Genomic DNA, 23429 nt, shown 5'->3' on the forward strand with positions numbered 1-23429 from the left:
TCATGGTTCGTTGCGAGATTTCTCAGCCGCATGGCCGCACCCATCGACACAACGGGTGCGGCTTGTTTCCTACATATTTTTCTCGGACGCTACAACTCTAGTTGGCGCTGCCCGCCGATAGCGCCGCCAGGGCATCATCAATACCGAAGCTGCCCCCCTTCTGGCTTGGTGGGAACTCCTTGAACGTGGCGAGGAAATTCCCGACATATTGCTGCGCCGGCACGAGCAGAAAGGTGCGGTCGATCCTCCAGCGTTCGTAGTCCATGCCCTCGTGGTCGGCGATCTCGAACGGATCGGAACGAAGATTGAAGATCTTGGGAAGGCGCAGCGGCACGAATGGCTCCTGCCAGACATCGAAGCTGTGCGCCTTCTGTTCGGCGAAGACGATTTTCCAGTTGTCGTAGCGCAGCCCGACGAGCGAGCCGTCGTCATTGAAGTAGAAGAACTCGTGGCGTGGACTAGGTGACTTGCCGGCGAGCGCGTCGGTGATGTTGTAGCCGTCCAGATGCACCTTGAAGGTCTTGTCGCCGACCTTCATGCCTTTTAGCAACTGCTCCTTGACGTCGGGAACCCCGGCGGCGGCCAGCAGCGTGGGCAGCATGTCCTCGTGGGCGAAGACGTCGTTGAGTACGGTGCCCGGCTTGATGACGCCGGGCCAGCGGATGGCGCAAGGCACCCGGTAGCCGCCTTCCCAGTTAGTGTTCTTCTCACCGCGGAAGGGCGACGTGCCGCCGTCTGGCCACGTAAACTTCTCGGCGCCGTTATCGGTCGAGTACATGACGATGGTATTTTCGTCGAGGCCGAGCTCCTTGAGCTTGGCGAGCACCTGGCCAACCTGGCCGTCGTGTTCCACCATCCCGTCGGCATAGATGCCGAGCCCGGTCTTGCCTTCGCTCTCCGGCTTGAGATGCGTGAATATATGCATGCGGGTGGAATTCCACCAGAGGAAGAACGGCTTGTCCGCATCCTTGGCCCGTTGCATGAAGTCGAGCGCCTTGTCCGTGACTTCCGCGTCTATGGTCTCCATCCGCTTCTTGCCCAGCGGCCCGGTGCTCTCGATCCTCTGCGTGCCGTCCGGATTCGCAAACGTGTGGAGAACGCCACGCGTGCCGAATTTCTTCTGTATCTCCGGGTCCTTGAAGTAGTCGGGGTTCTCGAACTCCTCCTCGGCGTTGAGGTGGTAGAGTGAGCCAAAGAACTCGTCGAAGCCGTGCGCGGTGGGCAGGTGCTCATCGAGGTCGCCGAGATGGTTCTTGCCGAACTGGCCGGTCATGTAACCTTGCGGCTTGAGCAATTCGGCGATCGTCACGTCCCGCGCCTGCAAGCCTTCCTTCGCACCCGGCAGGCCGACCTTGAGCAGCCCGGTGCGGAAGCCGACCTGGCCGGTGATGAAGCATGAGCGTCCGGCGGTGCAGCTCTGCTGGCCATACCAGTCGGTGAACAGCGCGCCTTCCCTGGCGATGCTGTCGATGTTCGGGGTCTTGTAGCCCATCATGCCCTGATTGTAGGCGCTGACGTTCCAGAAGCCGACATCGTCGCCCCAGATGATCAGGATGTTGGGCTTCTTGGCGGCTTGGGCATTTGCACTCGTGCTTATCGCGGTACTGACGGCCGAAATGGCGAGTACAGAACCTCCTGCCAACAAAATGTCGCGCCGGTTCGGTTGTCGGACTGGATTCGCTTGCTTGTCACTCATCTCACGTTCTCCTTTGGTTGTACCGCTTTTCCAAGATGAGCCGAGTTTTCGGTTCCCTGGCGAGAAAAACATGCTCCGCGTTCTATCGACGCGACGAAACTCGTGGCAGGACGCTTCAGCCATGCCTTCTTCAAAATCGTCCTTCCTGAGGTTTGCCGATTGCCACTCGGGGCGGAAGGTAATTAACGGTAACCTACGGGCAGAATCCGCGCGGCCGGCGTAAAAGTCGGTCCTTGAGGGTGAGTCCGGCTTTCCTCAATGAGCCAAGGAAGAACGCCACGTTCTGCGAACGGGCAAACCGCAACGAGACCGCTTGCTGCGTGTTCTTCACCAAATCCGGCTCGTTTTTTTCGAGCCAGGCGCGTTCACACTGAGCGGTCCGTGCGTGAACATCTTGGTCCGCCAGAGTCGCACATTTACAAGAGTCAACAGATCAACCGACGTCGTTGCTTCAACCATTGCTTCTCGACGTCGACTCGATGATCGCCGCTTTCTATTCACCCTGTACAGTCTGGGCTGCTTTCTGCTGGGCAAGCGATATCACATTAGCCGCAGCCATGGCCGCCTGCTTCTCATCGGTTCCCACCTGGACCGTGGGCTGGGCAAAATGGATGCCGTTCTCTGCGAACGCCTGCTGGATCATGGTGTAGGCCTTGCGCCTGACGCCGAATTGGTGACCGGGCTTGGTCATGAAGGCGAAGCTCAGCTCAATGCCGAAGTCGCCGAACTGCTCGACGCCCTTCATCTTCACCGTCTCGATGATCTCCGGCGCCAGTTCAGGATCAGCAAGCAATTCCGCGCCGATACCCTTCAAGAGCTTCTTCACCTTCCTGATGTCGGTGTCGAACGACACCCGGATCCTGAACTTGTCGATCACCCAGTCGCGGCTCATGTTCTGCACCGCGCCAAGGTCGCCGAACGGAACCGTGAACACCGGGCCGCGATGATGGCGCAGCTTCACCGAGCGTAGGCTGAAGGATTCGACGGTTCCCTTGTAGCTGCCGCTCTCGATGTACTCACCGACCCGGAAGGCATCGTCGAGCATGTAGAAGACGCCGCTGAGCACATCCTTGACCAGGGTCTGCGAGCCGAAGCCGATGGCAACCCCGAAGATTCCCGCGCCGGCGATCAACGGAGCGATCTGCACGCCGAGCCCCGAAAGCACCATGAGAACGGCCACAGTAGCAAGCAGCACAGCCAGGATGTTGCGGAAGATCGGCAGCAAGGTCCTGAGCCGGCTCCGGCGTGCCGCCTCAGCCGGCGTGATTGTGTCGTCGACCGCGGCCAGTTCCAGCGTCCGGCCGATATAGGCTTTCGCCAGTTGCCAGATGAGATCGGCAACCAGCAAGATCAGGACACCGTGGAACAGGCCGCGCACGATGCGGTTTATCGCGGTATTACCTTCTGCCATTACACCTGGGTCCAGGCGCCAGACCAGGCTCAGCCACAGCACCGCGAGCAGGATCACCAGCGCGCGAACGCCGCGGTTGATCAGCACTGTGCGAACGGAATTCGCCGAGGTGGCATTGTCCGGCCGGACCACCAGCGCCTCTGCCACATGGCCGGCGATGGTCAACGCCTTTGACAATAGCAAGGCATAGATGCCGAGCCATAGCGCGCCGTTGAGCTCGGCGACCCAGAGCCCCCAGAGGAGAACCAGGTAGATGGTAAGGAGCCATTCCCTCGTGCTTATGCGCTGTGTGGTCGCTGGGCCGCCTGGACGCCGCCAGACCATCTCGACGGCGAGGACCAGAAGCCCGATGCCCAGCAGATAGGCGATCAAACGCGTTGCATCCGGCGAAAAGCCCAGGTGCGGAAGCAGGCTGACGGTCGCCCATCCGGCCATCAGATAGCCGGTGAAAACGGCCAGCCGGCGATACCAGAAATGGGCGTCGGCATCGCTCGCCGGAACAAGCCGGAGCGGTTTCTCCTGTCCCGCCGGAATGGCGCTGCCATTCGGTGCAAGCAGGATCCTGCCGATGGCCATCACCACCCGCGCGACGATGAATGCGACCAGATAGGTCAGGATGACAACGCGCAGCAAGGCGGGCCAATCGAAGGCCAGGAAAACCCCAGCGCTGACGAGGGAAAACACGACGAGCGGCGCCAGTTCCGCGAGTAATCGGGCGGCACGATTGGCCTCGCGTGCGGCGCTTGCACCGGCTGCCTGGCCCGAGCCAGGCTGCTTCACTCCGCCCACCGCACGCTTGAATAGCCACTCCGCTCCGAAGCCAAGCGCCAGCAAGGCTGCGAAGAGAACAAGTATGGTGGCGAATCCACGGTTGTTGATTTCTGACCTCACAATTCGGACGGCGTTTGCGGCCTCGCCCGGGATGCGCGGAACCGCGTTACGCAACGCAACGAGATGGCTGCGAATGAGGCTGTCCAAGACCGCCATCTGCGAGGCGGCTGGCGCACCTGGTTTGTCCGCAGGGGGCACTGCCATGGCGTCCAGCCGCGCGCGGATGTCGGGATCATCAAGCATCTTGATGAACGCCTGAAATTTTTCATCCGCCACCGGCACGGTCGAAGTTTGCTGCGCCTGCGCCATCGAGGCGCTGCCCATTGCCGCCAACCACACCAATGCCAGCGCGGCCATGACGCACACCGCCAAAAATGGCGACTTTTGCCGGGATATCTCGATCGCTCTCATGCTGCCCTCCCGCGAAAATCCGATCTCGACTGATCTACCCAGTCACCGAGCAGGCTCCCAAATAACAACCAATCCTTCGAACCACATTATCACCAAAGCTCCACTTTCCTTCATGCTTTGAGGCATGCTTGGCGAGCTGGATCTCGCGATTTCGTCCCTCGAGTAGCCCGCTGACCTCCCCGTCAGTCAGCTCGGCCGCCCAGCATGCCGGTCGAGTTCATCCGCCGAGCGGATGGAAGGGTCTATGTCACGGGCCTTGGCGGCGTTCTCCTTTGCCCGATCATAGTCGCCTTTTGCGTAGTAAGCGATGGCGATGACCGCATAGGCCTGAGCGTTGGCGGGTTCATGGCTGAGCAGCTTTGCCGTGACTTCAATTGCCAGGTCATAGTCTCCGAGCCGCAACGCCGAAACTCAAGCCCGGCGAGCGCGTTACGCTGGGAACCGTCAGCGTCAAGTATCCTCCGATATCATTCAATGGCGCCTGCATCGTCTCCGCGCGCCGCCGCTTGGCCGGCAATCTCGGTCATCAGGTTGATGCTTCCCCTTCCCGGCATGGTCATTCAGGCAAAGTTTACGGCGAAACCGGGCAAGCAATCCGCGATCCACCGGGCGGCACTGAAGGCGGTCCACAACGCATTCCGAGAGAACGGAATTCGGGCCGTGCCAAAACCGATATCCGACCAAAGGGCAATGGCTATCGCTTGATAGTCGTTCGCCGGCTATCTCTCAGGAACGGCCGCAACGGGGTCAAACCGGACATCATGCCGTCGTTGCGGACGTTCTGACGAACATAGTCGGATGGCAAGAGATTAAGCGGCGTTCTATGTGTGCCAACCGCCATTTGTCGATGGCGTCGAGGACCGAACGGTCCGCAGGCGCTGGCCAGTATTAGCCCGTAGGTTACAGTTATTTACGTTCCCTCACGTCAGCCGATCGGCCAAGGTCACTCACAGCGCGTAATATCGCCTCGCCCCGCAAGAGGACAGCAGCCTCTGAGCAATCGAAATGGGGCGCCTTTAGCCAGAAACAATCCTGCACACAAGGGGAATATCAATGCGAAAATTCACGACACTCATCGCGGCAATGTCAGTAACACTTTCGTCTGCGATGGCAGCCTACGCACAAGATCAAAGCCCCCTTCCCAAGGCCAGCGACGTGCTTGTCCGATACGGGCACGACGTCGAGGGCTGGACCGTCTATGCCAATCAAACCCGCGGAGATTGCTTGATCGTGCACTCAAATGGCCCAAATTCGGTGCAAATGGGCGTTACCGCAAATCAGGAGGTCGGGTATCTTGGCGTGTTCACGAAGCAGGATATCGGCCTTCAGAACGGGACCAAGTCGGAAATCTTCGTCTCCATCGGTGGCCGTCTCTACGAGGGTGTGGCTACCAGCATGAGCGGCGACCTCAAGGGCGGATATTCTGGCGGCTACATCTTGACCGACGACCCGAATTTCAAGCGCGACGTGGCGAAGCAATATGAAATGATCGTGTTTCCGGAAACCAAGGGGGCCTTTGTCGTCGATCTGAAGGGGACTTACAAGGCAATGGCAATGGGCCGCAAGTGCCTCACGCAGTGACCCCGTTCTGACCAGTCATTTTCCTTTCATGGGTCCCGGAACGCGAAGTTGGCGTTTGAAACAGAATTGGCAATTCTGTTTCACCCGACGCCTAATTGGGCACCGGGCGCGGGTGTATTTCTTGGGTGGCGCGGAGCACCGTGGCCCGCCGGGCGCGGTCGCGGCAAGCGCCCTACTTGACTTAGTCGCGGACTTTTCAGCAATGTGGAGATGGAATACCATGCATCGCAGCGAGATCACGCGATATGCCACAAGCAACGTGACGTTGCCCTTTTTCAAGGACCCCCTCAGTTGTCACCGATTTGTCGGCGGAGTTCGCTCGGAACGCCACGTAGAAGCAGACAACTCCAGACGGCAAGAAGCGCGTGAAATCCAGCCGCGGACCAAAGCATGACGCCGGTCATCTTTAGGACTGCACCCGCGTAGACGGGGAGAATTGATACCGCCGTGTTGTAAATCAGAATGCCAACAAGCGCTCCATCCATGAGGACGCGCGACCAGAGAGGCTCGGGAGTGTCCAGTATAGGCGCTTTAGCGGAAGTTTTGGGGGTCGATCTGAAAGCGTCGTTTAATTAGCCGCAATGTCACCCGAATGAACGCCCCCGCCAGTAATCTCATGAGCGCTGAGGGAAAAGATCCGGTCATGGAAAAATGGCAGGCAACGCTGCCCGCCATCTCCGACTTCCGGCTGCGTTTACTGGTGGCCAACCATCGTGCAGAAGGCGCCATGCCCCTGGTCATCACTGGCTATGCCGCCGCATTCCTGCGTTATCTTGGCGCGATCCTCGTCTTTCAACCCCGTCCAAGCGTCCTTGAAGTCGGCTTCCGATTTTAAGGTCTTCATGTCGGCAGCGGTGTAGAAGGGCGCCATTGTCGTCGGCTCATCGAGGGCGCCGCCGTGCTCGGCAAGTGCGGCGCCGGTCATCATCGAAAGCGCCATCGCGCCCGTGCAAAGCATCTTGAGGTTCATGATCATTTCTCCTGGTTGCTTTTAATTTCGTCCAAGCAGCGATCCATGCAGGAACGCGTCACCTTGGCCGATTGCTTTGCTTTAGGGAACGTAACTAACTGTATCCTACAGGTGGAATTGCAGGCGGGACCAAGACAGTCAGCCTTTGATGGCAGTCAGCGCAATGTCCGTGAGATCTTCGAGGCCAATCTGCAAGGCGTGTACGATCTTGTAGGGACTACGATCCGGTCAAGCACCGATCCATGCAGGAGCGCGCCGCTAGGGGCGGGTTTACTTAGCTTCGGTCACTTGAGCTGCTTGATCTGGAATCAGAACCACCCGGTAGGTCACGCCCTCGCACTTGAGCAGGTAGACAGTGTGATTGGGGGCGGACTCCGCTTCGATACGCTCAGCCGAGCTTGGATTGTCGCAAGGAAAGGCCTGGCTTCGCACCTGGTCGCCAACGATCCTTACGTCAGCGCTCTGGTCTTGGGCTGTGGCGGTCGCAATAGGACCTCCGAGACCAACCGATAAGAGAACGCGTGTGGCGAGGGATCGAATCCACAACGATCTTGGACGGCTATTCATTGCGCTCTCCTTGGCACGCGGCACGCAGTTTCCGAAGCGCCGCTGCTCCATCAGGCGGTTCGTCTTCCATCCTCATGGCGCAATTCGTGTTTTCCCGGGACCGCAGCAGCATAATCGTATGGAGGCGGTAGCGGAATGTAAGTTACGTGGGGTGACGGGGTATTTGCTGAACATCCCGCAGCGAGCGCGGTCGGCATGAACGCCCATAAAAGGCGCACAAGGCAGGGTACACGGCGTTCGGCAAGGCAATCCACGAAATGGACGGCAGTAACCGCGACCACGACAGAGCCAGCCGGACTGAGGAAATGGCGCGGCTGGCTGTATGCGCTATCCTGCGGTCAGGGAAGGTGATCGCCGGGCCAAGGCCCGATATCTTCTGAAGATCGGAGGCGCGCGGTGAGCACGATCTGGCAGAGCATATGCAGGCTCTTCTCCGTTCGCCTGGCGTCGCCGCAATGGTAAAAACCGCATGGCACAAGTGATCTTATAGGAAACGTATCGCCGGCCCTTTCCAGAAGCATCATGAGGCCCCATTGGTCTTCACCTGTGAAGGGCAGCGCCAATTTTCAACACTATGCACCCGTTGCCGACCTTTACATGGTCAGGTTGCATCCTCCTGAGAGGACGATTGCTGCCGTTCGGACTACAGTTGCCCACGTAAGTTACACACCCGCTACTTGCCCTATGGAGTATGGGCTGCCCTACTCTACGCCAGCAACGGTTGGCTAGCACTCAGGGCGGCGGAGCCCCGGTCCAGCAGTTGAATTTAATATCTGCGCAGCATGGCAAGCACCGGGCGTTCGGTGACACCCGACATTATTTCCCACCGATATGGAGGGGCAATGGATATTCGATCTGCCACTCGGGTTCTGCAAGTTACTGCCTTGTTCTTTCCGGCGTTGTTGTTCAGCGGCGCGGCGTCTGCCCAGGACGACACGCGGGAACTCGCCAAGAAGCTGTCGAACCCGATCGCCTCGCTGATCAGCGTGCCGTTTCAGTTCAACTATGACAGCGGCTACGGCCCGAACGACGGCGAGAAAGCCTATGTCAACATCCAGCCGGTCATCCCAGTCTCGTTGAATGCCGACTGGAACATGATCTCGCGCACGATCGTGCCGGTGATCTGGCAAAACGACATAGCCGGCCCGTCGGGCGAGCAATCCGGCCTCGGCGACATCACGCAGAGCCTGTTCTTCTCGCCGTCAAAACCGACCGAATCCGGCATCGTCTGGGGCGTCGGCCCGGTCTTTCTGGTTCCTACCGCGACCGACGACCTGCTCGGCGGCGGCAAATGGGGCGCAGGCCCGACCGCCGTTGTGCTGAAGCAGAGCCACGGATGGACGGTCGGCGCATTGGCGAACCACGTCTGGTCGTTCGCGGGCGACAGCGATCGCGGCGACATCAGTTCGACGTTCCTGCAGCCCTTCGTCTCCTACACGACCAAGGACGCCTGGACGTTCACGCTGAACACGGAGAGCACCTAAAACTGGGAGGCGGAGGAATGGTCCGTTCCCGTCAACTCCCAGGTCGCGAAGCTTGTCGTCGTCGACAAGCAGCCCATCAGCCTCTTCGCCGGCGTCCGCTACTGGGCTGAAAGCCCCGAAAGCGGCCCGGAGGGGTGGGGCTTTCGCACTGGAATTACACGTCTGTTCCCGAAGAAATGACCCATGGCAGGCCTGCTCGATACTTCAGAATAGCCTGTAGTTTACCGTTACTTACGTTTCCGCCCAAATGAAAACGCGCCAACCATGCCGTTGAGTAAGGTAAATTCACACACGTGGACCGGACAAGGAGTACGACATGCTCACGACAAGACGGAACCTTCTTCTGGCCGCCTCGGCTTTCGCCGCGACGGCTGCCTCGCTGAAGGCTCGGGGCGCACAAGCGGCCGAAGACATGGCCGACTTTCTGTTCGTCCAGACCGCCGATGCGATGACCTACGACAAGACGACGAACAAACTGACGCTGGTGGATGTCGGCAGCTCTACGCTGTTTTTCTCGGACCGCCCGGAGCGCGTTGCCGGAAACATGAAAACATCGGCCTTCATACCGTTCTGGAGCAAGGGCAAGGACAGCTTCCTATCCGATCCACCCAACGCCGACCTATCGATCCTCGAAGGGGAGGAGCTCAAGCAGGTCGTGGTCGTCCTCAAGGACCCGGCGCTGGAGGGCAACAACCTCACCTATACGGTCCAGCTCGTCGACGGGGAGATGCCCGACAAGGGTTCCGAGGTCTCCGTCTTCATCGACGTCATCGGTATGCCTTTGACTCCCGTTTCCTATGCGGGCGTGGCGCGCCGCACCTATCGACGTGCTGTCCTGTACTAGGGGACTAACCGCGGGCAACGGAGCCGAGAGCCCGCTGTTCGCCGACGCAGCGGAAATAGCCAAGACACAATCGCGGAAGATCCAATCACATCAAGTGAAAGGCAGGAGGCTTGTCATGAAATCTCGCACGTTGTTGCTAACGTCATTTCTGATCTCAAGTGGGTTCTACATTGCGCCAATCCACGCGCAGACCATCACCGGTACGCCGGGCTCGCCCAGCGCCACGACGACTGTCGACGGGAGGTACCTTCCCAATCCGCCGGACGCGTTCGGCGGTGAGATCAATCTCAGCGCCAAGGACTCGAAGCCCTATTGGCCGCCGCAAATCGTGCCGCCCAAGGGCGCGCCGAACGTCCTTCTGATCATGACCGACGATGCCGGGTATGGAGTCTCAGGCACTTTCGGCGGCGTCGTCCCGACACCGGCGCTCGACCGGATCGCGCAGTCGGGACTCCGCTACACGCAGTTCAACTCCACGGCGCTCTGCTCGCCGACACGGGCAGCGCTGATTACCGGACGCAATCATCATTCGAGCGGCTTCGGTGTCATTTCCGAGCAGGCCACCGGCTATCCGGGCTACGACTCCATCCTTGGTGTGGAGAACGCCACGATCGGCACGATCCTGAAGCAGAACGGCTATGCGACGTCCTGGTTCGGCAAGAACCACAATACGCCGTCTTTCCAGTACAGCAGCTCCGGGCCTTTCGACCAATGGCCGTCCGGCATGGGTTTCGACTATTTTTATGGCTTCATGGGTGGCGACACCAACCAGTGGCAGCCCTATCTCTTCCAGGACCACACGCAGATTTTCCCTTGGGTTGACAAGCCCGGCTACAACCTGATCACCGACGAGGCCGACAACGCGATCAACCACATCAAGCAGTTGAACGCGACAGCGCCCGACAAGCCGTTCTTTGTCTACTATGTTCCCGGCGCCACGCACGCACCGCATCATCCGACGCCCGAATGGATTGAGAAGTTCAAGGGCAAGTTTGACAACGGCTGGAACGCCATGCGTGACGAGATATTCGCCAACCAGAAGCGTCTCGGCGTCATCCCGCAGAATACGCTGCTGACCGCCTGGCCGGACGACCTGCCGAAATGGGATACGCTCGACCCCGAGAGCAAGAAGCTCTTCGCCCGGCAAGCCGAGGTATTCGCCGCCTACGTGGCCTACTCCGACAACGAGATCGGTCGGGTAATCCAGGCGGTGGAGGACGTCGGCAAACTCGACAACACCCTCATCATCTACATCGAGGGCGACAATGGCACGAGCGCGGAAGGGAGCACGCTCGGCACGCCGAGTGAACTGATCACCATCGAGGGCCTGACAGTCCCGGTTGCCGAGCAGATGAAGTTCTATGACGCGTGGGGTTCCGACCAGACCTACCCGCATATGTCGGTGGCCTGGTCATGGGCTTTCGACACGCCGTTTAAATGGACCAAGCAGGTCGCCTCGCATTTCGGCGGCACGCGGCAGGGCATGGCGATGGCGTGGCCGGCCCGCATCAAGGATGCCGGCGGCGTCCGCAACCAGTTCCACCATGTCATCGACATCGTGCCGACGATCCTCGAAGCCGCGGGCATTCCGGCGCCGGTGATGGTCAATGGTGTTGCCCAGAAGCCGATCGAAGGGGTCAGCATGGCCTATACCTGGGACAAGGCTAACGCCGAAGCTCCTTCCGCTCGACAGACGCAGTACTTCGAAATGTTCGGCAACCGAGGCATCTACCACGAGGGCTGGTATGCATGCACAACCCCACCAGCCGCACCCTGGCTGATGGGGAAGGCCGCGATGCCGGAAGTCGTCAACGGCTATAAATGGGAACTCTACAATCTCACCGACGACTTCTCCCAGGCAAACGACCTCGCGGCGACCAATCCCGACAAGCTGAGCGAAATGCAGCAACTGTTCCTGCTCGAAGCCGCGAAATACGACGTGTTCCCGCTCGACAACTCGATCCTCGAGCGCCTCGAGACACCCCGGCCAAGCGCGACCGCCGGACGGAAGGTGTTCACCTATGCTGGCGTGATCTCGGGCCTGCCCGGCGGAGACGCGCCCAACGTCGTGAACAAGTCCTACACCATCACCGCGGATATCGAGGTTCCCGCAAACGGCGCCGACGGCATGCTCGTCACGACGGGCGGCAAATTTGCCGGCTACGGCCTCTATCTGCTCAAGGGCAAGCCGGTGTTTCTCTACAATTTCATGGACCTGCAGCGATTCCGCTGGGAGGGCCCTGACGCGCTGACGCCGGGCAAGCACACCATCGTCTTCGACTTCACGTCAGACAGTCACAACATGGCCAGCGGCGGCAGCGGCGTCCTGAAGGTGGACGGCAAGGAGGTCGCCAGCCAGAAAATCCCCCATACGGTGCCTGCCCTGATGCCGTGGGACGAGACATTCGATGTCGGCGTCGATACCCGCACCGGCGTCGAGGACAAGGACTATCGCGTGCCGTTCGAGTTCACCGGAACGATCGACAAGTTGACGGTGCAATTGAACTGAGGCGGACATCGGCGGCCCTGAGCGTGATCGGGGCCGCCGAACTTTGCCGCCGCTATCGGCCGGCCGCGCGTATGGCGCGGCCCGTGGACACATCGACCTCGCATCTCGGTTTCAGCTGATCATCCGGCCGGACGGACAAAGGAAGATCGTGTCGCAATCGCCAAAGGGACTTCCGAAATGAACGTCTCACTGTTTCGGCACTCACGTCGACTTTTCACTCGATCGTCGCAACTGCCCTTCGCGCTGTCGCTGAAGGCGCGACCGACCCCTTGGGTTGAAACAAACTTGATCGGCGCGATAGTGGTTGCCGCCGCCCTCGTGCTGCTGACATCCCCAACAATCACGCACGCACAGACCGTCGAGACCGGTATCGTCAAGCTCGCCGACTCCAGCATCGAGTACGTCAGCCGAGGCGAAGGCGAGGCGATCGTCTTGCTACCGGGCGCAACCCTTACCGTCGGCTATCTGGATGGTCTGGCGGAGGCCCTTGCCAAGGCTGGCTACCGTGTCATCGGTATCGACTTCCGAGGCTCAGGCAACAGTACTGGTTCAAGCACCGGCATCACGCTCCAGACGCTTGCGGACGATGTCGCGGGGGTTATTCAGGCCCTGAAGCTGGGGCCGGTCAATGTGGCAGGCAACGACTTCGGCAACCGTGTTGCCCGCATGTTGGCCGCATCTCATCCTGAGCTGACGCGAAGTGTCATCCTGCTGGCGGCGGGCGGGAAGGTACAACCCAAGCCGGCCGCCGGCCACGCGTTGGCCATTTTGCTCAACCCGGCGTCCAGCGATTCCGAAGTGCTGGCGATCATGCCGTATTTTGTTTCCAACCCGGACGATTCCGAGCGAATCTGGGCGCTGTTCAAGCCGTCTCGTGCTCCCGAAGCGGGGCCGATCGAAAAGCAGGCTGCCGAATCCACGCCGCTTGAGGCCTGGTGGGCGCCTCCGGGGCAGACCAAGTATTTGATCCTACAGGGTGCGGAGGATCAGATCGCGCCTCCTGAAAACGGCGAGGCGCTCCAGAAGGAGCTGGGTGATCGCGCGACGCTGATCAACGTGCCTGCGGCGGCCCATCTCATGCCTCTGGAACAGCCTGAGATAGCTGCGTCCCACATGATCGATTTCATCCGCCAGCTTGGCAAGCCGTAACCCGCTCTGTCGGCTTGGAGCGAGCGTAACCAAAAACCTGTGAACTGGAGAAAGGGACTAAGCAATGAAACCGATACACAGCAGGCGCCCCGGATTGATGGTGCTCCTCGCCGCATCCACCTTCCTCGCTGGTAGCATTCAGGCCAACAGCCAGGCGGCCGAAATCCCGCCGTCACTCGTCACGCCGGACAGAGTCGAGACCAATATCGGCAACTTCGAGTTCAAGGACGGCGTGCCGAGCAAGGCAACCGCAGAGAGGCTCTACGACAACCTCGACTTCACCTACGCCTACCGGGCGTTCATGGACAACATGCGGGGCGTCAGCATTCAGGGCTTCCGCAAGGGTCTGCAAAGCGTTGGCGTCAAGGACAACGAGGTCATTGTTTTCGAACAGTTGATGGATGCCAAGTCGCTGTTCCTGACCGCGAATGCCGACACGATCTACGTGATGGGCACCCTCGATCTCAGCAAGGGACCTGTTGTGCTGGAGACTCCGCCCAAGTTTCTTGGCGCTGTGCAGGATGCCTGGTTCCGCTGGGTGATCGACGTGGGCGCGCCCGGACCCGACCGCGGCGAGGGCGGCAAGTATCTGATCGTGGGGCCGGACTACACGGGACCGCTGCCGCAAGGCGGGTTCTTCGTCGCGCACGCGCGCACCAATTCCATCGTGTGGTTCGGCCGGTCGTTCCTGGAAAATAACGATCCCGAGCCGGCGGTCGAAGTGATCAAGAAGTTCACCAAGGTCTATCCTTTCGAAGTCGGCGGTGTCGGCACTCCAGTCGCCGACTTCCTGGCCGGGAAAGTCAAGCTCGGGAAAGTCGCTCCGCCTCCGCCAACCGTCTTTCACAACGGAAGCGGCAAGGTGATGAACACGCTTCCGCCCAACGACTGGAGCTTTTACGAAATGCTCAACGAGGTCGTGCAGAACGAACCGGCCACCTCGCTCGACCCGGAGCTGATGGGTCCGATCGCGGCGATCGGCATCGTCAAGGGCAAGCCCTTCGCGCCCGACGAGCGCATGAAGAAGATCATGACCGAAGGGCTCGCGGTCGCCAACGCAACCTCGCGCACCTTGTTCATGAATACACGCGATCCGAGCTGGTTCTACTATCCCGATTCATCCTGGATGAATTATTTGTTCCAGACCGGCTACGAGTTCGAGACACCGATCCCTGAAATAACGCCCGAAGGCGTCAAGCCCTATCCAGCCACCGGCTACCGCACCATGGATGCGCGCACCAATTTCTTCTACGGCGTCACCGGCATCACGCCTGGCATGGCTATGCGTCTGACCGGTATCGGGTCGCAATATCTGTTTGCCATGACGGATGCCGACAAGAACTTCTTTGACGGCGCCAAGACCTACAAGGTGACGCTGCCGAAGGGCATTCCGGAAGCGAACTTCTGGTCGTTCACGCTCTACGACAACATGACCCGCTCAATGCTCGACACACCGCAGGGTTACCCGCGCGCCGGCAGCCAAAGCTATCCATCGCCTGCAGCCGAGGCAGCGGCAGACGGCTCCACGACCATCTACTTCGGCCCGACCCAGCCCGACGGCGTGCCGCGCGGAAACTGGATACAGACCGACCCGAAGAAAGGCTGGTTTACGCTCCTGCGCCTCTACAGCCCGCTGGAGCCGTTCTTCACGAAGGAGTGGCGCCCGAGCGAGATCGAACTGGTGAAATGATGAATGGAGCATGCGGCGGCGCAAGCCGCCGCATGCTCCTTTTCGGGAGGGAATCGATGACCGACCGTCTTGCCGCTGCACTGGCCGCGTTTGCGTGCTTGATCGCCTACACAGGAGTCGTTCGCTCAAGACGCCGACGAACTGGCGAAGCAGCTCTCCAATCCTATCGCGAGCCTTATCAGCGTTCCGTTTCAGATGAACTTCGATGTCGGCGCCGGCGCCGACGATGACGGCTTTACGACGAACGTTCAGCCAGTCATTCCGATTTCCATCAGCGAAGACTGGAACATGATTTCGCGCACCATCCTGCCGATCGCCTATCGGGATTATCTGCCGCCGCCTGACGGCGACACATTCGGACTCGGTGATACCACTCAGAGCCTGTTCATTTCGTGCGCCCGCCTCGCCCTCGAGGAACGACTGCAATTCTGCCCGTAGCATACAGTTAGTTACGTTCCGTCCGGTCAAGTAATGGGCCAACGTTCATTGGGAATGCGCCAACCGACGCCGTGAGCTGATGTCTGCGGTTAGGCGAAATTTTTGAACGACAGCAACCAGAGATGGGAGTGACGCATGGCCAAGAGACTGAGCGTTCTTAGCGGAACGGTCCTGATTGCCGTTCTTGTCCAAACCGGGGTCGGGCGGACGCAAACCATCAGCTATGCCGACGCCGCAACATTGCTTGCCAAGGAGTGCGGCGCCGACGTCAAGAAATTCTGCAAAGGCCTCAATCTCGGCAATGGGCGAATCCAGAACTGCCTTGCGCAGCATCAGGCGAAGGTCTCACCGGCCTGCACCTCGACCATGGCCGACGTGATCGCCTCGATCCAGCTACGACTGGCGGCGCAGGCAAGCGTCGACAAGATCTGTGCGCGTGATGCGGCCCGGGCGTGCAGAGGCGTGGTCCCGGGCAAGGCGCACATTCTTGGATGTCTCCTGAAGGCGACGCGTATCGTCGGCGCGAAATGCAGTCAGGCCATCACCGATGCTGGATGGCGGTGACCCATGTTGAGACCGGGAGAAAAGAAAATGTCTATTCGTCGATTTCGCAATACCTTGGCGCTGACCGTTCTACTGGCCGCTGCCGGCGACGCCGGGGCTCAGCAGTTGAGTGAACATCAACTCGTCAACACCTTAGGACAGGTCGCCGAAGCCGCATCAGCCGTCGACGTGGCGATGCTTGCGCAAGAATTGGCTGCCAATCCGGGCAAGGGGATTGCCAGTCTGCCCCACTGGAGCCAACTGGCGACCCTCCCGCAGTTCTTTGTCGAGATCAACTTCGAGAACAACTCCGTCGCAATCGAACCCGGGTCTTATAGGACGCTTGGCTTGATCGCCGACGCGCTCCATCATCCGCTGCTGCTCCGCTACAAATTTCTCGTCGTTGGGCACACCAATGCCACCGGCGATGCCAAGCGCAACCTTGACCTCAGCGCACGGCGCGCTGAAGCCATTGCGGAAGCGCTGGGGACGACCTTTTCGGTGGCACCGAATCGCTTGTTCTCAATCGGAGTGGGATCAGAGATGCCGGTCGACCCCGCCAATCCGAAGGCAGCGGACAACCGTCGGGTTCAATTGCTCAATATTGGGTTGGTCAAGTAGCTGCGCTCGGGATCGGGAGGTGCTGTGCAGCTACTCTCGTTCATACTGGGCGTTGGCGTCCAGTGTAGTGACATCAGGTCCGCCGAATGCGGCTAACATCTGAGGAGATTTGCCATGACATTCAATCACGCCGCACGTCTGATGCTCTTTGTCGGAGGCCTGGGGTTGGCAACCACCGGAGCCGTCGCCCAGGATACAACCAAGAAGCCGCATGTCCCGCTGGAGAAGACCATCGGCCAGGCTACGGCGACAGGACCGATTCCGTCGCTCGCCGTCATCAATGCGCAGGGCGCCACGCTCGACGGCGGCAAGCTCGTCCTGACCGGCGTTTCGAAAAACTCAATCGTCTTTGCCGATCGGCCGGTGCGGGCCGCCGGTCATGTTGCGACCGAGCAGTTCATTATGCAGTGGGATGAGGGCAAGGACAGCTTCGCCGTCGACCCGCCGAACGCAACGGTCTCAGTTCTTGGGGGAGACGGCTCGGAGGTGGATGATGCCGTGGTTACGCTCAAAGCGCCGAAACTTGAGGGGAACACGCTGACGTTCGACGTTGCCGTTCTGGAAGGCAGTCTCAACAATGCGAGCGGGCCTGCGGCACTTTTCATTGACGCCTTCGCGTTTCGCGGACCGGGCGGTGGCGGATTCGCCCATGTGGGCGGCTACGGCGGCGCGGTCTGGCATGGTGGCGGATACGGTTATCACGGTGGCGCATACTGGCATGCTCCTGTCTATCGTGGAGCTTGGTATGGTGCTGGCGCTTTGGCGGGGGCCGCAGTTGCCGGAGCCGCTCTTGGCGCTGCCGTCGGGGCCGCCGCCCCATACGCATATCCGCCCTACTGTGGTTATTACCCTTACCCGCCGTGCTATTGAGGGCGAGCGCGGCCGTCTCGCAATCCGATGCAGCCGAACCGGTCGCGCGACACCCCCGACATGGCATCCGTCTGGTTCGTCTCGCGGGTTGCCGGATTCATCGAATTACGGAGAATGCAAGTTTCTGGTTCGACACACGTAAAGGTCCGGGTGATGGCGCCTTCTAAGTCAGGCCGACGACATGCAACCGAACCGCAGACAGGAGGTGGAGCCTGATGCAGCCGGCTCGCACTCCCGATTGTGCTGGCCGCACTGGCAACTACGGCCAAATCCCCACGAGAGTGCTTCCTTCAAACAATCGAACTCGCATTCATTAGGCTAGAAAGACAACTCGATGGACGAAGGGGCATCTCCCAGGCCGGTTTTGGAAATTGTTTTCGGCACGTTGATAATGATTGTCATTATTTTCGTCCACGGCGCGGGAATTCGGACAATCCATCAGCGCTTCAGCGAGTCTTGGGTTCAGGTGAATGAAACCACGGCATATTGGCGCCTCAACCTGTTGCTCGCCATCACGATAGGGTCTCTGGCAGCATTGCATTTCGCCGAAACGCTCCTCTGGGCCATCCCTATATTTTTGGCCGGATCAATTCCGTCAATGCGTGACAGCTACTACTACGTCCTGGAGAGCTATACGACGCTCGGCGAGGGCAGCATTAGTTTGCCTGATCGATGGCGTTTGGTCGGACCGATCATAGCGATGTCGGGGTTGTTCACATTCGGTTGGACGGGGAGCGCCCTGGTAAGCATCATGACCGATTTTGGCAAACTCGACAAAGTGCGGGCCAAGGATTTGAGGGATCGCGGGCCTCCTGAAGGGACTGAGCCAGAACCATGACTACAGGTCAGTGGGCGCAGCGCCGCCCTCTCCGTGACCGGCAGCGTAGGAATTGGCGAGGTGCTGCCGCACCACCGCAGCCCGGAGCAAAATAGAGGATAGAATGCCCATGTGGCGTCGAACCAATATACGGACTGCCACCACCGTTGTACTTGGTGTAGCGATCGTCTATTTGCTCATCGCCTATTTCGTCGTGCCGGAAATCTGGGTGTTTCGAGATGCCTCACGCGTATCGGACTTCGGCAGCATGCTCACGCATACCGAGCAGGATATCCCGGGCGATCCGATCAACGTCGGGCTCGTCGGAACAAAGGAAGAGGTCATTCGTGCATTCGTGGCAGCTGACTGGGACCCTGCCGACCCCATCACGCTCCGTTCTTCCATCGATATCGGTCTCAGCGTCGTGCTCCACCGACCCGATCTGGATGCTCCTGTCAGCGCCTTGCTTTTTGAGGGAAGGAAGCAAGACCTGGCTTTCGAAAAACCGGTCGGAGACAGCGCGGACCAGCGCAATCATGTCCGTTTCTGGCTGACCAAGAAGTTGGGCAGCGATGGCCGTCCGCTTTGGCTGGGTTCGGCCAGTTTCGATCGCGGCGTCGGATTTAGCCATGACACCGGCCAAATCACCCACCACATAGGCCCCGATGTCGACGCGGAACGCGATCTGGTCATCAGCGACCTGACGGCAGCCGGACAGCTTTCCTCCAGTTACGAGATTTCCGGAATTGGCGCCACCAAAGACGGCCGCAACGGCGGCGGGGATCCGTATTATACTGACGGGAAGGCTCTCGTTGGTATGCTGAAAGGACGTTCGCCTATTTAGATTCGATCGGATTGAGGTCCGGCGAGTAGGGCGGAAGATAGCGTAGGCATGCGCCGGCCGCCTCGATGATCTCGCGAACGCCGGCCACCTTGTGAGCTTGCGCACTTAGGGCGGAGACGGTACGCCAACACGGATCAATCTCGAAAAATCCGGCGACAGGCCTGACTTTCGTGCGCGCTCGTCTATGTGGGCTAACGCTCTTAAGTCTGACAATGGCAAGCGGGTGTCGAGTGCACCCTGTGCATACGCATATTCGGGAAGGTAGCCGTTAACGATGAGGCGCCAGTCAAGGGGGACCACGTCACCGACGGCTCGCATCATCTTGACGATCGTGGTCGTGCAGTTCGTCGTGATGGAATTATAGAATTCTGGAGTCGTGGAAAGTGCATTTGCGTCCAAGACGTATTCCAGCAAGAGCGCCCGGGCCGCTTCCGGTGACACTTTTAGCCGATAGATTTGGACATCCTCTCCCCGAATGTTTGACCTGACGCCGACGACGTCTCGCTCGTCAGCCGCAATAATGACCAGCGGATTGCTCTTGAACAGGTCTGCCATGGGAGAAAACTTGCCGCCTCCCTGGCGTCGCACCTCAATCGACCAGGCAAGATAGTCACCTCCTGCAAAGCCGAAGCTTATGATGACATGGGCGATTTTGGTCCCGGACCAATAAGACATGAAGAGGTCGACCGTCTGAAGGTTGGAGAGGTCGTATGTCCGCATTGTCCAGCGTTCGGTGAAATCAGTAGCGCTACGCCATTCGAAGTCGCGCACATCCGTCAGCGTCAACAGGTTCCCGTCGCGGGTGCCGGTCACCTGACGGGCGACGTCGGGCGCCCAGTCCGCGTGATCGAAAGGCCTGATGGTGCTCCACCAAACCAGAACCACAGCAAACGCAGCTGCAAACAGGACAAGCGCCCTGATACGAAACCGGCTGAAGAGCGCGATGATAGTGGCGAGGCCGAACAAGATGAAAAGAACGCCGGCCAGAGCCCGTCCAAGCTCAGCCGCAGGCAGGCGATACCACATGGCAAGCCCGGCCCAGGCAGTCAGGATTGCGACGGCTAGCGAAAGGATGATGGCAAGCGAGATCCGAGCGATGCGGTGCAATCATTCCCCCTTTTCAGCCAGACGGGACCGCGGCAACGTTCCTGCGGATGCGGTTGACTCGTCATCGGCTTCAGTGCTGCCGCTTTGGCTTCGACGAATGATTATTTCTTGCAGTCTTTCCTAGTCGGAGAGGAGACAGCGCAATCCTTACTGCTAGGGTTCGCTTTCTGGCTAGTCTGGGAACCCGTCAAGGCGCCGATGTGATTGCCTAAATTTTCCCTGCTGTTTTGATCGACCGCTGCAACAGGTGCCGCAATCACCAGTCCTGCCGCGCTGCCGGCCGCTGCCGCCGCACCGGTCGTTGCGTGAATGATCGTGTCGCCGAGACCTATCCTGTTGTCGGTCAACGTCTGGCCGCCGGCCATTCGCGCCCCGATCAGTTGCACGATCTGCGGTGACTCCGCGAACTTGCCGTGATGCAAAGGATCTCCGGATTTGACTTTGGTCAGATCGATGACGGTTATGTTGTTGGTGGCGAGTTCTTCCTTGTATGGAGCTTGTTCCGGATCAATCGATCCGAGCCGGGGGATATCGCCCCAGACCCGTCGCGAAACTTTCAGCGCGCGATCGTCCTGCGAGACAAAGAGGGTGAACTGCGGATGCTGTTTGCCCATGTCGGCAATCTGAGTGCGAAACACGTCGACATCGACGTCAGGCGCGGCCAGCATGACGTTTTTGAACTTCGCCGGAAGGCCGCCATTGCGGATGGCCATCTGGCGCAAGCCTTCCAACGCAAGCCAGTTGCCCATCGAATGGGCGAGGATCGAAACTTCCTTTATTTCAGAATCGCGTGCAAGATATTGGAACAGCAGCTCAAGCGCATTTCGCGTGTAGTTGGTGCTTTCACGATCGTAGCCATAGGCCAGCGCACTGCCTCGGGAGGGCCATGTGACCAGGATCGGAACGCTCTGGGTGCCGGTGTCCTTTGTGATCTGCGCAAAACGATAGACCGAGTCTTCAAAGCGATTGTTGAATCCGTGAATGAAGACGAGGACGCTGTGATCCGGGCTCTTCCTGACGGAGGCGCTAAGCCACCCCTTCGCTGTCTGGAGCGTCAATTCCTGGGCCTGCACGACTGCGAAATCAGTCGCCGGGTTTGATGGCAGCTTCTTGGGCCATGCGACCTCTCCAACCTTGCGGACCGATGCCGGAGGGATCGACACCGTAATCTCCGCGAACGAGGGGGCCAGTCCGCGCTCGCCCGTATACATTTGTGCCGGATTGGAGGAACGACTGCGTGTCGTTGTGACCAGCATCTCCACCTTGCTTGAGGAAGGAGAGGTATCGGCCACGGGCAGCAGCACATTCGTCGGACGGGACGCGCACCCCCACAGCAGGCCAACCAACGCCGACGCCAACAAAACGTTGCTGATACGTCTGACTGTGGACAGACCCACGAAACAGTTTCCCAAACTCTTCTCCCGTTCGAAGTCGTCCCAAAGCGACCTCGGGTCGCGAAAGCCGCCCCCGCAACCCGGAGTGAAAACGATCAGCACTGCACTGCTAGCGCGAACCTCAGACACGCGACCGTGATCTATTTAAAAATCGCCGGCGCAGATCCGATCAGAACCGAAATCTGGCGCCGATGATTGGTCCCTGCATTGCTATGTCAAACACAAATCCGTCGTCCTCGTAGTCTACGGCAAGGTAGCGATAGCCCGCTTCCAGCGTGACCGAATTACTGTACCGGTATTGAAGCGTGCCCTGCACTTGCCAATCGATGTCGGCGCCAAGGCCGAAGCCACCGACATCCGCCTCGCCATGGAGTCCGAAACCGTTACCGAGAGCAACATCGCCGGCCACACCAATCACGGGGTCGACCCAGGTCTTGCTGCCGCTGGCCTCCCTCGTGGCGAGAGGGCCAGTAACGGTCAAATCCGCATCTAGGTACCAGAGCCGTCCTCCGGCCAGAACGTCCAAGGTCGCCGTGCCATTGTCGACGACCCGATAGGAGCCGCCGAAGGTCCACACCACCGTGTTCAAGTTCGCTTCGGCTGAAAAAAGAGCCAACGGGCCGGGCGACGTGCCATCGGCCTCGAGTCCCAGATAGATGAAGTCGGTGAAAAGAGCGTAGCGGCCATTGCGCGCCTCACCGGCAAGCATGACCGGCGGGGGAGACCAATCGATGTGGTCGAAAATCTGGCCGAAATCGACGTCGATATCTACCGGCGACAAGCCCCTGACGCCGACCCTGCCCTTTATGCCTGCCATCCAGAAATAGGGCTCTGCGGTGAAGGTCCAGGCCGGTGCGGCTTCAGCAGGCACGGGTGCGGCTTCAGGAAGTTGCGTCGCAGCGTCCGCAGCGATCGCCGGCACCGCAAACAGCGCTGCCGCTGTTCCCGCCGAAGCCAACACCAGAGCTCGGATGATTCCCATATCGAAGTCCCCTCTAATTCCGTCTTTTACTTCATGTCCGATTCGATCGTCTCGCGCAGATCGCAGTGACAACATATATGCATTCGCGCTGCTCAGCTAATGGATATCGGATTCCAATCGTCTTTCATATCGACAACGGTACATTTGGTTCGTGGCTGTCACGGACGGACAGTTCTGGGCCTACTCCGGGAACAACAGGGACATTCCCGTGCGGAATCCGAAGCCGTCGGTCCGCTGTCGGGGCGCCGTGGGTTGGGAACGCGAGAAGAACAGGCTTTGGGTTACGCTTGCCAGACAGAAATTCCAAGCCGGCCTCCGCTTAGTTCTGGCGTGGCGGCCAAGGAATGACATGCGGTTTCCGGGCCGCATCCGTGTGCAGCACGGCTCCGACTTCCCCAACCAACCGATCCACCAGTTCCTGCCATTCGGCTCGTCTGGACTCGCGCAATGCCGGCGGGACCTTGTCGATCCTCGACAGTGCGAGCTCCGCTTCTGCAAGTTCCTCGCACATATCGTGAAAGCCTTCACTTCGGTCCATCAGCCGATGGATCGCCAATTCAAATTGCGGGAATCGACGCACTGCCGCCGAGACCGCTCTTCGTCTATCAGCCGGTTCGTCGTCCATCCTCATGGCGCAACTCGTATCCCGAGACCACCCTAGCCTATCGCA

18 protein-coding genes and 3 pseudogenes are annotated in these 23429 nt (G+C 59.6%); 12 read left to right on the forward strand and 9 right to left on the reverse strand.

Going from position 1 to position 23429, the window contains the following annotated elements; translation table 11 throughout:
• Positions 1–97 precede the first annotated feature (97 nt).
• From AC0L3I_RS32240 to AC0L3I_RS32250, 3 genes are all read right to left on the reverse strand, one after another.
• Positions 98–1696, reverse strand: coding sequence for an arylsulfatase (locus AC0L3I_RS32240; protein WP_473529607.1), 1599 nt, complete (start codon positions 1694–1696; stop codon positions 98–100).
• A 493-nt stretch (positions 1697–2189) separates the two neighbouring features.
• Entirely contained in the window at positions 2190–4349 is a 2160-nt protein-coding gene (locus AC0L3I_RS32245; protein ID WP_473529608.1) for a mechanosensitive ion channel family protein, read from the reverse strand.
• A 186-nt stretch (positions 4350–4535) separates the two neighbouring features.
• Positions 4536–4751, reverse strand: a complete 216-nt coding sequence (locus AC0L3I_RS32250; protein WP_473529609.1) for a tetratricopeptide repeat protein — start codon at positions 4749–4751, stop codon at positions 4536–4538.
• A 651-nt stretch (positions 4752–5402) separates the two neighbouring features.
• Here AC0L3I_RS32250 and AC0L3I_RS32255 point away from each other — a divergent pair.
• Positions 5403–5930, forward strand: a complete 528-nt coding sequence (locus AC0L3I_RS32255) for a hypothetical protein (protein WP_473529610.1) — start codon at positions 5403–5405, stop codon at positions 5928–5930.
• Between the two features lie 694 nt (positions 5931–6624).
• Here the strand turns inward: AC0L3I_RS32255 and AC0L3I_RS32260 are convergent.
• Positions 6625–6900, reverse strand: a complete 276-nt coding sequence (locus tag AC0L3I_RS32260; protein WP_473489620.1) for a hypothetical protein — start codon at positions 6898–6900, stop codon at positions 6625–6627.
• A 1409-nt stretch (positions 6901–8309) separates the two neighbouring features.
• Here AC0L3I_RS32260 and AC0L3I_RS32265 point away from each other — a divergent pair.
• The 11 genes and pseudogenes from AC0L3I_RS32265 to AC0L3I_RS32315 all read left to right on the forward strand — a co-directional run bounded on the left by AC0L3I_RS32265 (position 8310) and on the right by AC0L3I_RS32315 (position 19276).
• A pseudogene (locus tag AC0L3I_RS32265) lies at positions 8310–9131 on the forward strand (transporter).
• Between the two features lie 136 nt (positions 9132–9267).
• Positions 9268–9795 (forward strand): hypothetical protein, encoded by a 528-nt coding sequence (locus AC0L3I_RS32270; protein WP_473529611.1) that lies wholly within the window; start codon positions 9268–9270, stop codon positions 9793–9795.
• A 115-nt stretch (positions 9796–9910) separates the two neighbouring features.
• On the forward strand, positions 9911–12304 hold the full coding sequence (locus AC0L3I_RS32275; protein WP_473529612.1) for an arylsulfatase: 2394 nt from the start codon (positions 9911–9913) through the stop codon (positions 12302–12304).
• 177 nt (positions 12305–12481) lie between these two features.
• Positions 12482–13453 carry an alpha/beta fold hydrolase gene (locus tag AC0L3I_RS32280; RefSeq protein ID WP_473529613.1) on the forward strand — a complete coding sequence of 324 codons (972 nt, stop codon included), beginning with the start codon at positions 12482–12484 and terminating at the stop codon, positions 13451–13453.
• A gap of 64 nt (positions 13454–13517) precedes the next feature.
• Positions 13518–15143 (forward strand): DUF1254 domain-containing protein, encoded by a 1626-nt coding sequence (locus AC0L3I_RS32285; protein ID WP_473529614.1) that lies wholly within the window; start codon positions 13518–13520, stop codon positions 15141–15143.
• A gap of 108 nt (positions 15144–15251) precedes the next feature.
• Positions 15252–15536 (forward strand): annotated as a pseudogene (locus tag AC0L3I_RS32290) (transporter); the annotation flags it as partial.
• A 180-nt stretch (positions 15537–15716) separates the two neighbouring features.
• The gene (locus AC0L3I_RS32295; protein WP_258118732.1) at positions 15717–16145 is read left to right on the forward strand and encodes a hypothetical protein; all 429 of its coding nucleotides are present in this window, start codon (positions 15717–15719) and stop codon (positions 16143–16145) included.
• 27 nt (positions 16146–16172) lie between these two features.
• Positions 16173–16745 carry an OmpA family protein gene (locus tag AC0L3I_RS32300; protein ID WP_473529615.1) on the forward strand — a complete coding sequence of 191 codons (573 nt, stop codon included), beginning with the start codon at positions 16173–16175 and terminating at the stop codon, positions 16743–16745.
• 114 nt (positions 16746–16859) lie between these two features.
• Complete coding sequence (locus AC0L3I_RS32305) at positions 16860–17615, forward strand: hypothetical protein (protein ID WP_473529616.1); 756 nt, start codon at positions 16860–16862, stop codon at positions 17613–17615.
• Between the two features lie 334 nt (positions 17616–17949).
• Positions 17950–18453, forward strand: coding sequence for a two pore domain potassium channel family protein (locus AC0L3I_RS32310; RefSeq protein ID WP_473489615.1), 504 nt, complete (start codon positions 17950–17952; stop codon positions 18451–18453).
• 109 nt (positions 18454–18562) lie between these two features.
• On the forward strand, positions 18563–19276 hold the full coding sequence (locus tag AC0L3I_RS32315; protein WP_473529617.1) for an LssY C-terminal domain-containing protein: 714 nt from the start codon (positions 18563–18565) through the stop codon (positions 19274–19276).
• Between the two features lies 1 nt (position 19277).
• On the opposite strand, the pseudogene AC0L3I_RS32320 reads toward AC0L3I_RS32315, so the two are convergent.
• The 5 genes and pseudogenes from AC0L3I_RS32320 to AC0L3I_RS32340 form a co-directional block, all read right to left on the reverse strand.
• Positions 19278–19373 (reverse strand): annotated as a pseudogene (locus AC0L3I_RS32320) (transposase); the annotation flags it as partial.
• 8 nt (positions 19374–19381) lie between these two features.
• Entirely contained in the window at positions 19382–20302 is a 921-nt protein-coding gene (locus AC0L3I_RS32325) for an Lnb N-terminal periplasmic domain-containing protein (protein WP_473529618.1), read from the reverse strand.
• A gap of 182 nt (positions 20303–20484) precedes the next feature.
• A complete protein-coding gene (locus AC0L3I_RS32330) occupies positions 20485–21774 on the reverse strand; it encodes an alpha/beta hydrolase (protein WP_473529635.1) in 1290 nt (429 codons plus the stop codon).
• A gap of 172 nt (positions 21775–21946) precedes the next feature.
• Positions 21947–22759, reverse strand: a complete 813-nt coding sequence (locus tag AC0L3I_RS32335) for a porin family protein (protein ID WP_473529619.1) — start codon at positions 22757–22759, stop codon at positions 21947–21949.
• A 319-nt stretch (positions 22760–23078) separates the two neighbouring features.
• Complete coding sequence (locus AC0L3I_RS32340; RefSeq protein WP_473529620.1) at positions 23079–23384, reverse strand: hypothetical protein; 306 nt, start codon at positions 23382–23384, stop codon at positions 23079–23081.
• Positions 23385–23429: the final 45 nt, after the last annotated feature.

The sequence above is a fragment of the Mesorhizobium sp. WSM4840 genome (genome assembly GCF_055811755.1).

Excerpts from the sequence above, each read along its gene's own strand:
- AC0L3I_RS32305 (WP_473529616.1), top strand. The coding sequence starts at position 16,860 with ATGACATTCAATCACGCCGCACGTCTGATGCTCTTTGTCGGAGGCCTG.
- AC0L3I_RS32295 (WP_258118732.1), top strand. The coding sequence starts at position 15,717 with ATGGCCAAGAGACTGAGCGTTCTTAGCGGAACGGTCCTGATTGCCGTT.
- AC0L3I_RS32285 (WP_473529614.1), top strand. The coding sequence starts at position 13,518 with ATGAAACCGATACACAGCAGGCGCCCCGGATTGATGGTGCTCCTCGCC.
- AC0L3I_RS32300 (WP_473529615.1), top strand. The coding sequence starts at position 16,173 with ATGTCTATTCGTCGATTTCGCAATACCTTGGCGCTGACCGTTCTACTG.
- AC0L3I_RS32325 (WP_473529618.1), bottom strand. The coding sequence starts at position 20,302 with ATGTGGTATCGCCTGCCTGCGGCTGAGCTTGGACGGGCTCTGGCCGGC.
- AC0L3I_RS32335 (WP_473529619.1), bottom strand. The coding sequence starts at position 22,759 with ATGGGAATCATCCGAGCTCTGGTGTTGGCTTCGGCGGGAACAGCGGCA.
- AC0L3I_RS32245 (WP_473529608.1), bottom strand. The coding sequence starts at position 4,349 with ATGAGAGCGATCGAGATATCCCGGCAAAAGTCGCCATTTTTGGCGGTG.
- AC0L3I_RS32270 (WP_473529611.1), top strand. The coding sequence starts at position 9,268 with ATGCTCACGACAAGACGGAACCTTCTTCTGGCCGCCTCGGCTTTCGCC.
- AC0L3I_RS32280 (WP_473529613.1), top strand. The coding sequence starts at position 12,482 with ATGAACGTCTCACTGTTTCGGCACTCACGTCGACTTTTCACTCGATCG.
- AC0L3I_RS32275 (WP_473529612.1), top strand. The coding sequence starts at position 9,911 with ATGAAATCTCGCACGTTGTTGCTAACGTCATTTCTGATCTCAAGTGGG.
- AC0L3I_RS32240 (WP_473529607.1), bottom strand. The coding sequence starts at position 1,696 with ATGAGTGACAAGCAAGCGAATCCAGTCCGACAACCGAACCGGCGCGAC.
- AC0L3I_RS32255 (WP_473529610.1), top strand. The coding sequence starts at position 5,403 with ATGCGAAAATTCACGACACTCATCGCGGCAATGTCAGTAACACTTTCG.
- AC0L3I_RS32260 (WP_473489620.1), bottom strand. The coding sequence starts at position 6,900 with ATGAACCTCAAGATGCTTTGCACGGGCGCGATGGCGCTTTCGATGATG.
- AC0L3I_RS32340 (WP_473529620.1), bottom strand. The coding sequence starts at position 23,384 with ATGGACGACGAACCGGCTGATAGACGAAGAGCGGTCTCGGCGGCAGTG.
- AC0L3I_RS32310 (WP_473489615.1), top strand. The coding sequence starts at position 17,950 with ATGGACGAAGGGGCATCTCCCAGGCCGGTTTTGGAAATTGTTTTCGGC.
- AC0L3I_RS32315 (WP_473529617.1), top strand. The coding sequence starts at position 18,563 with ATGTGGCGTCGAACCAATATACGGACTGCCACCACCGTTGTACTTGGT.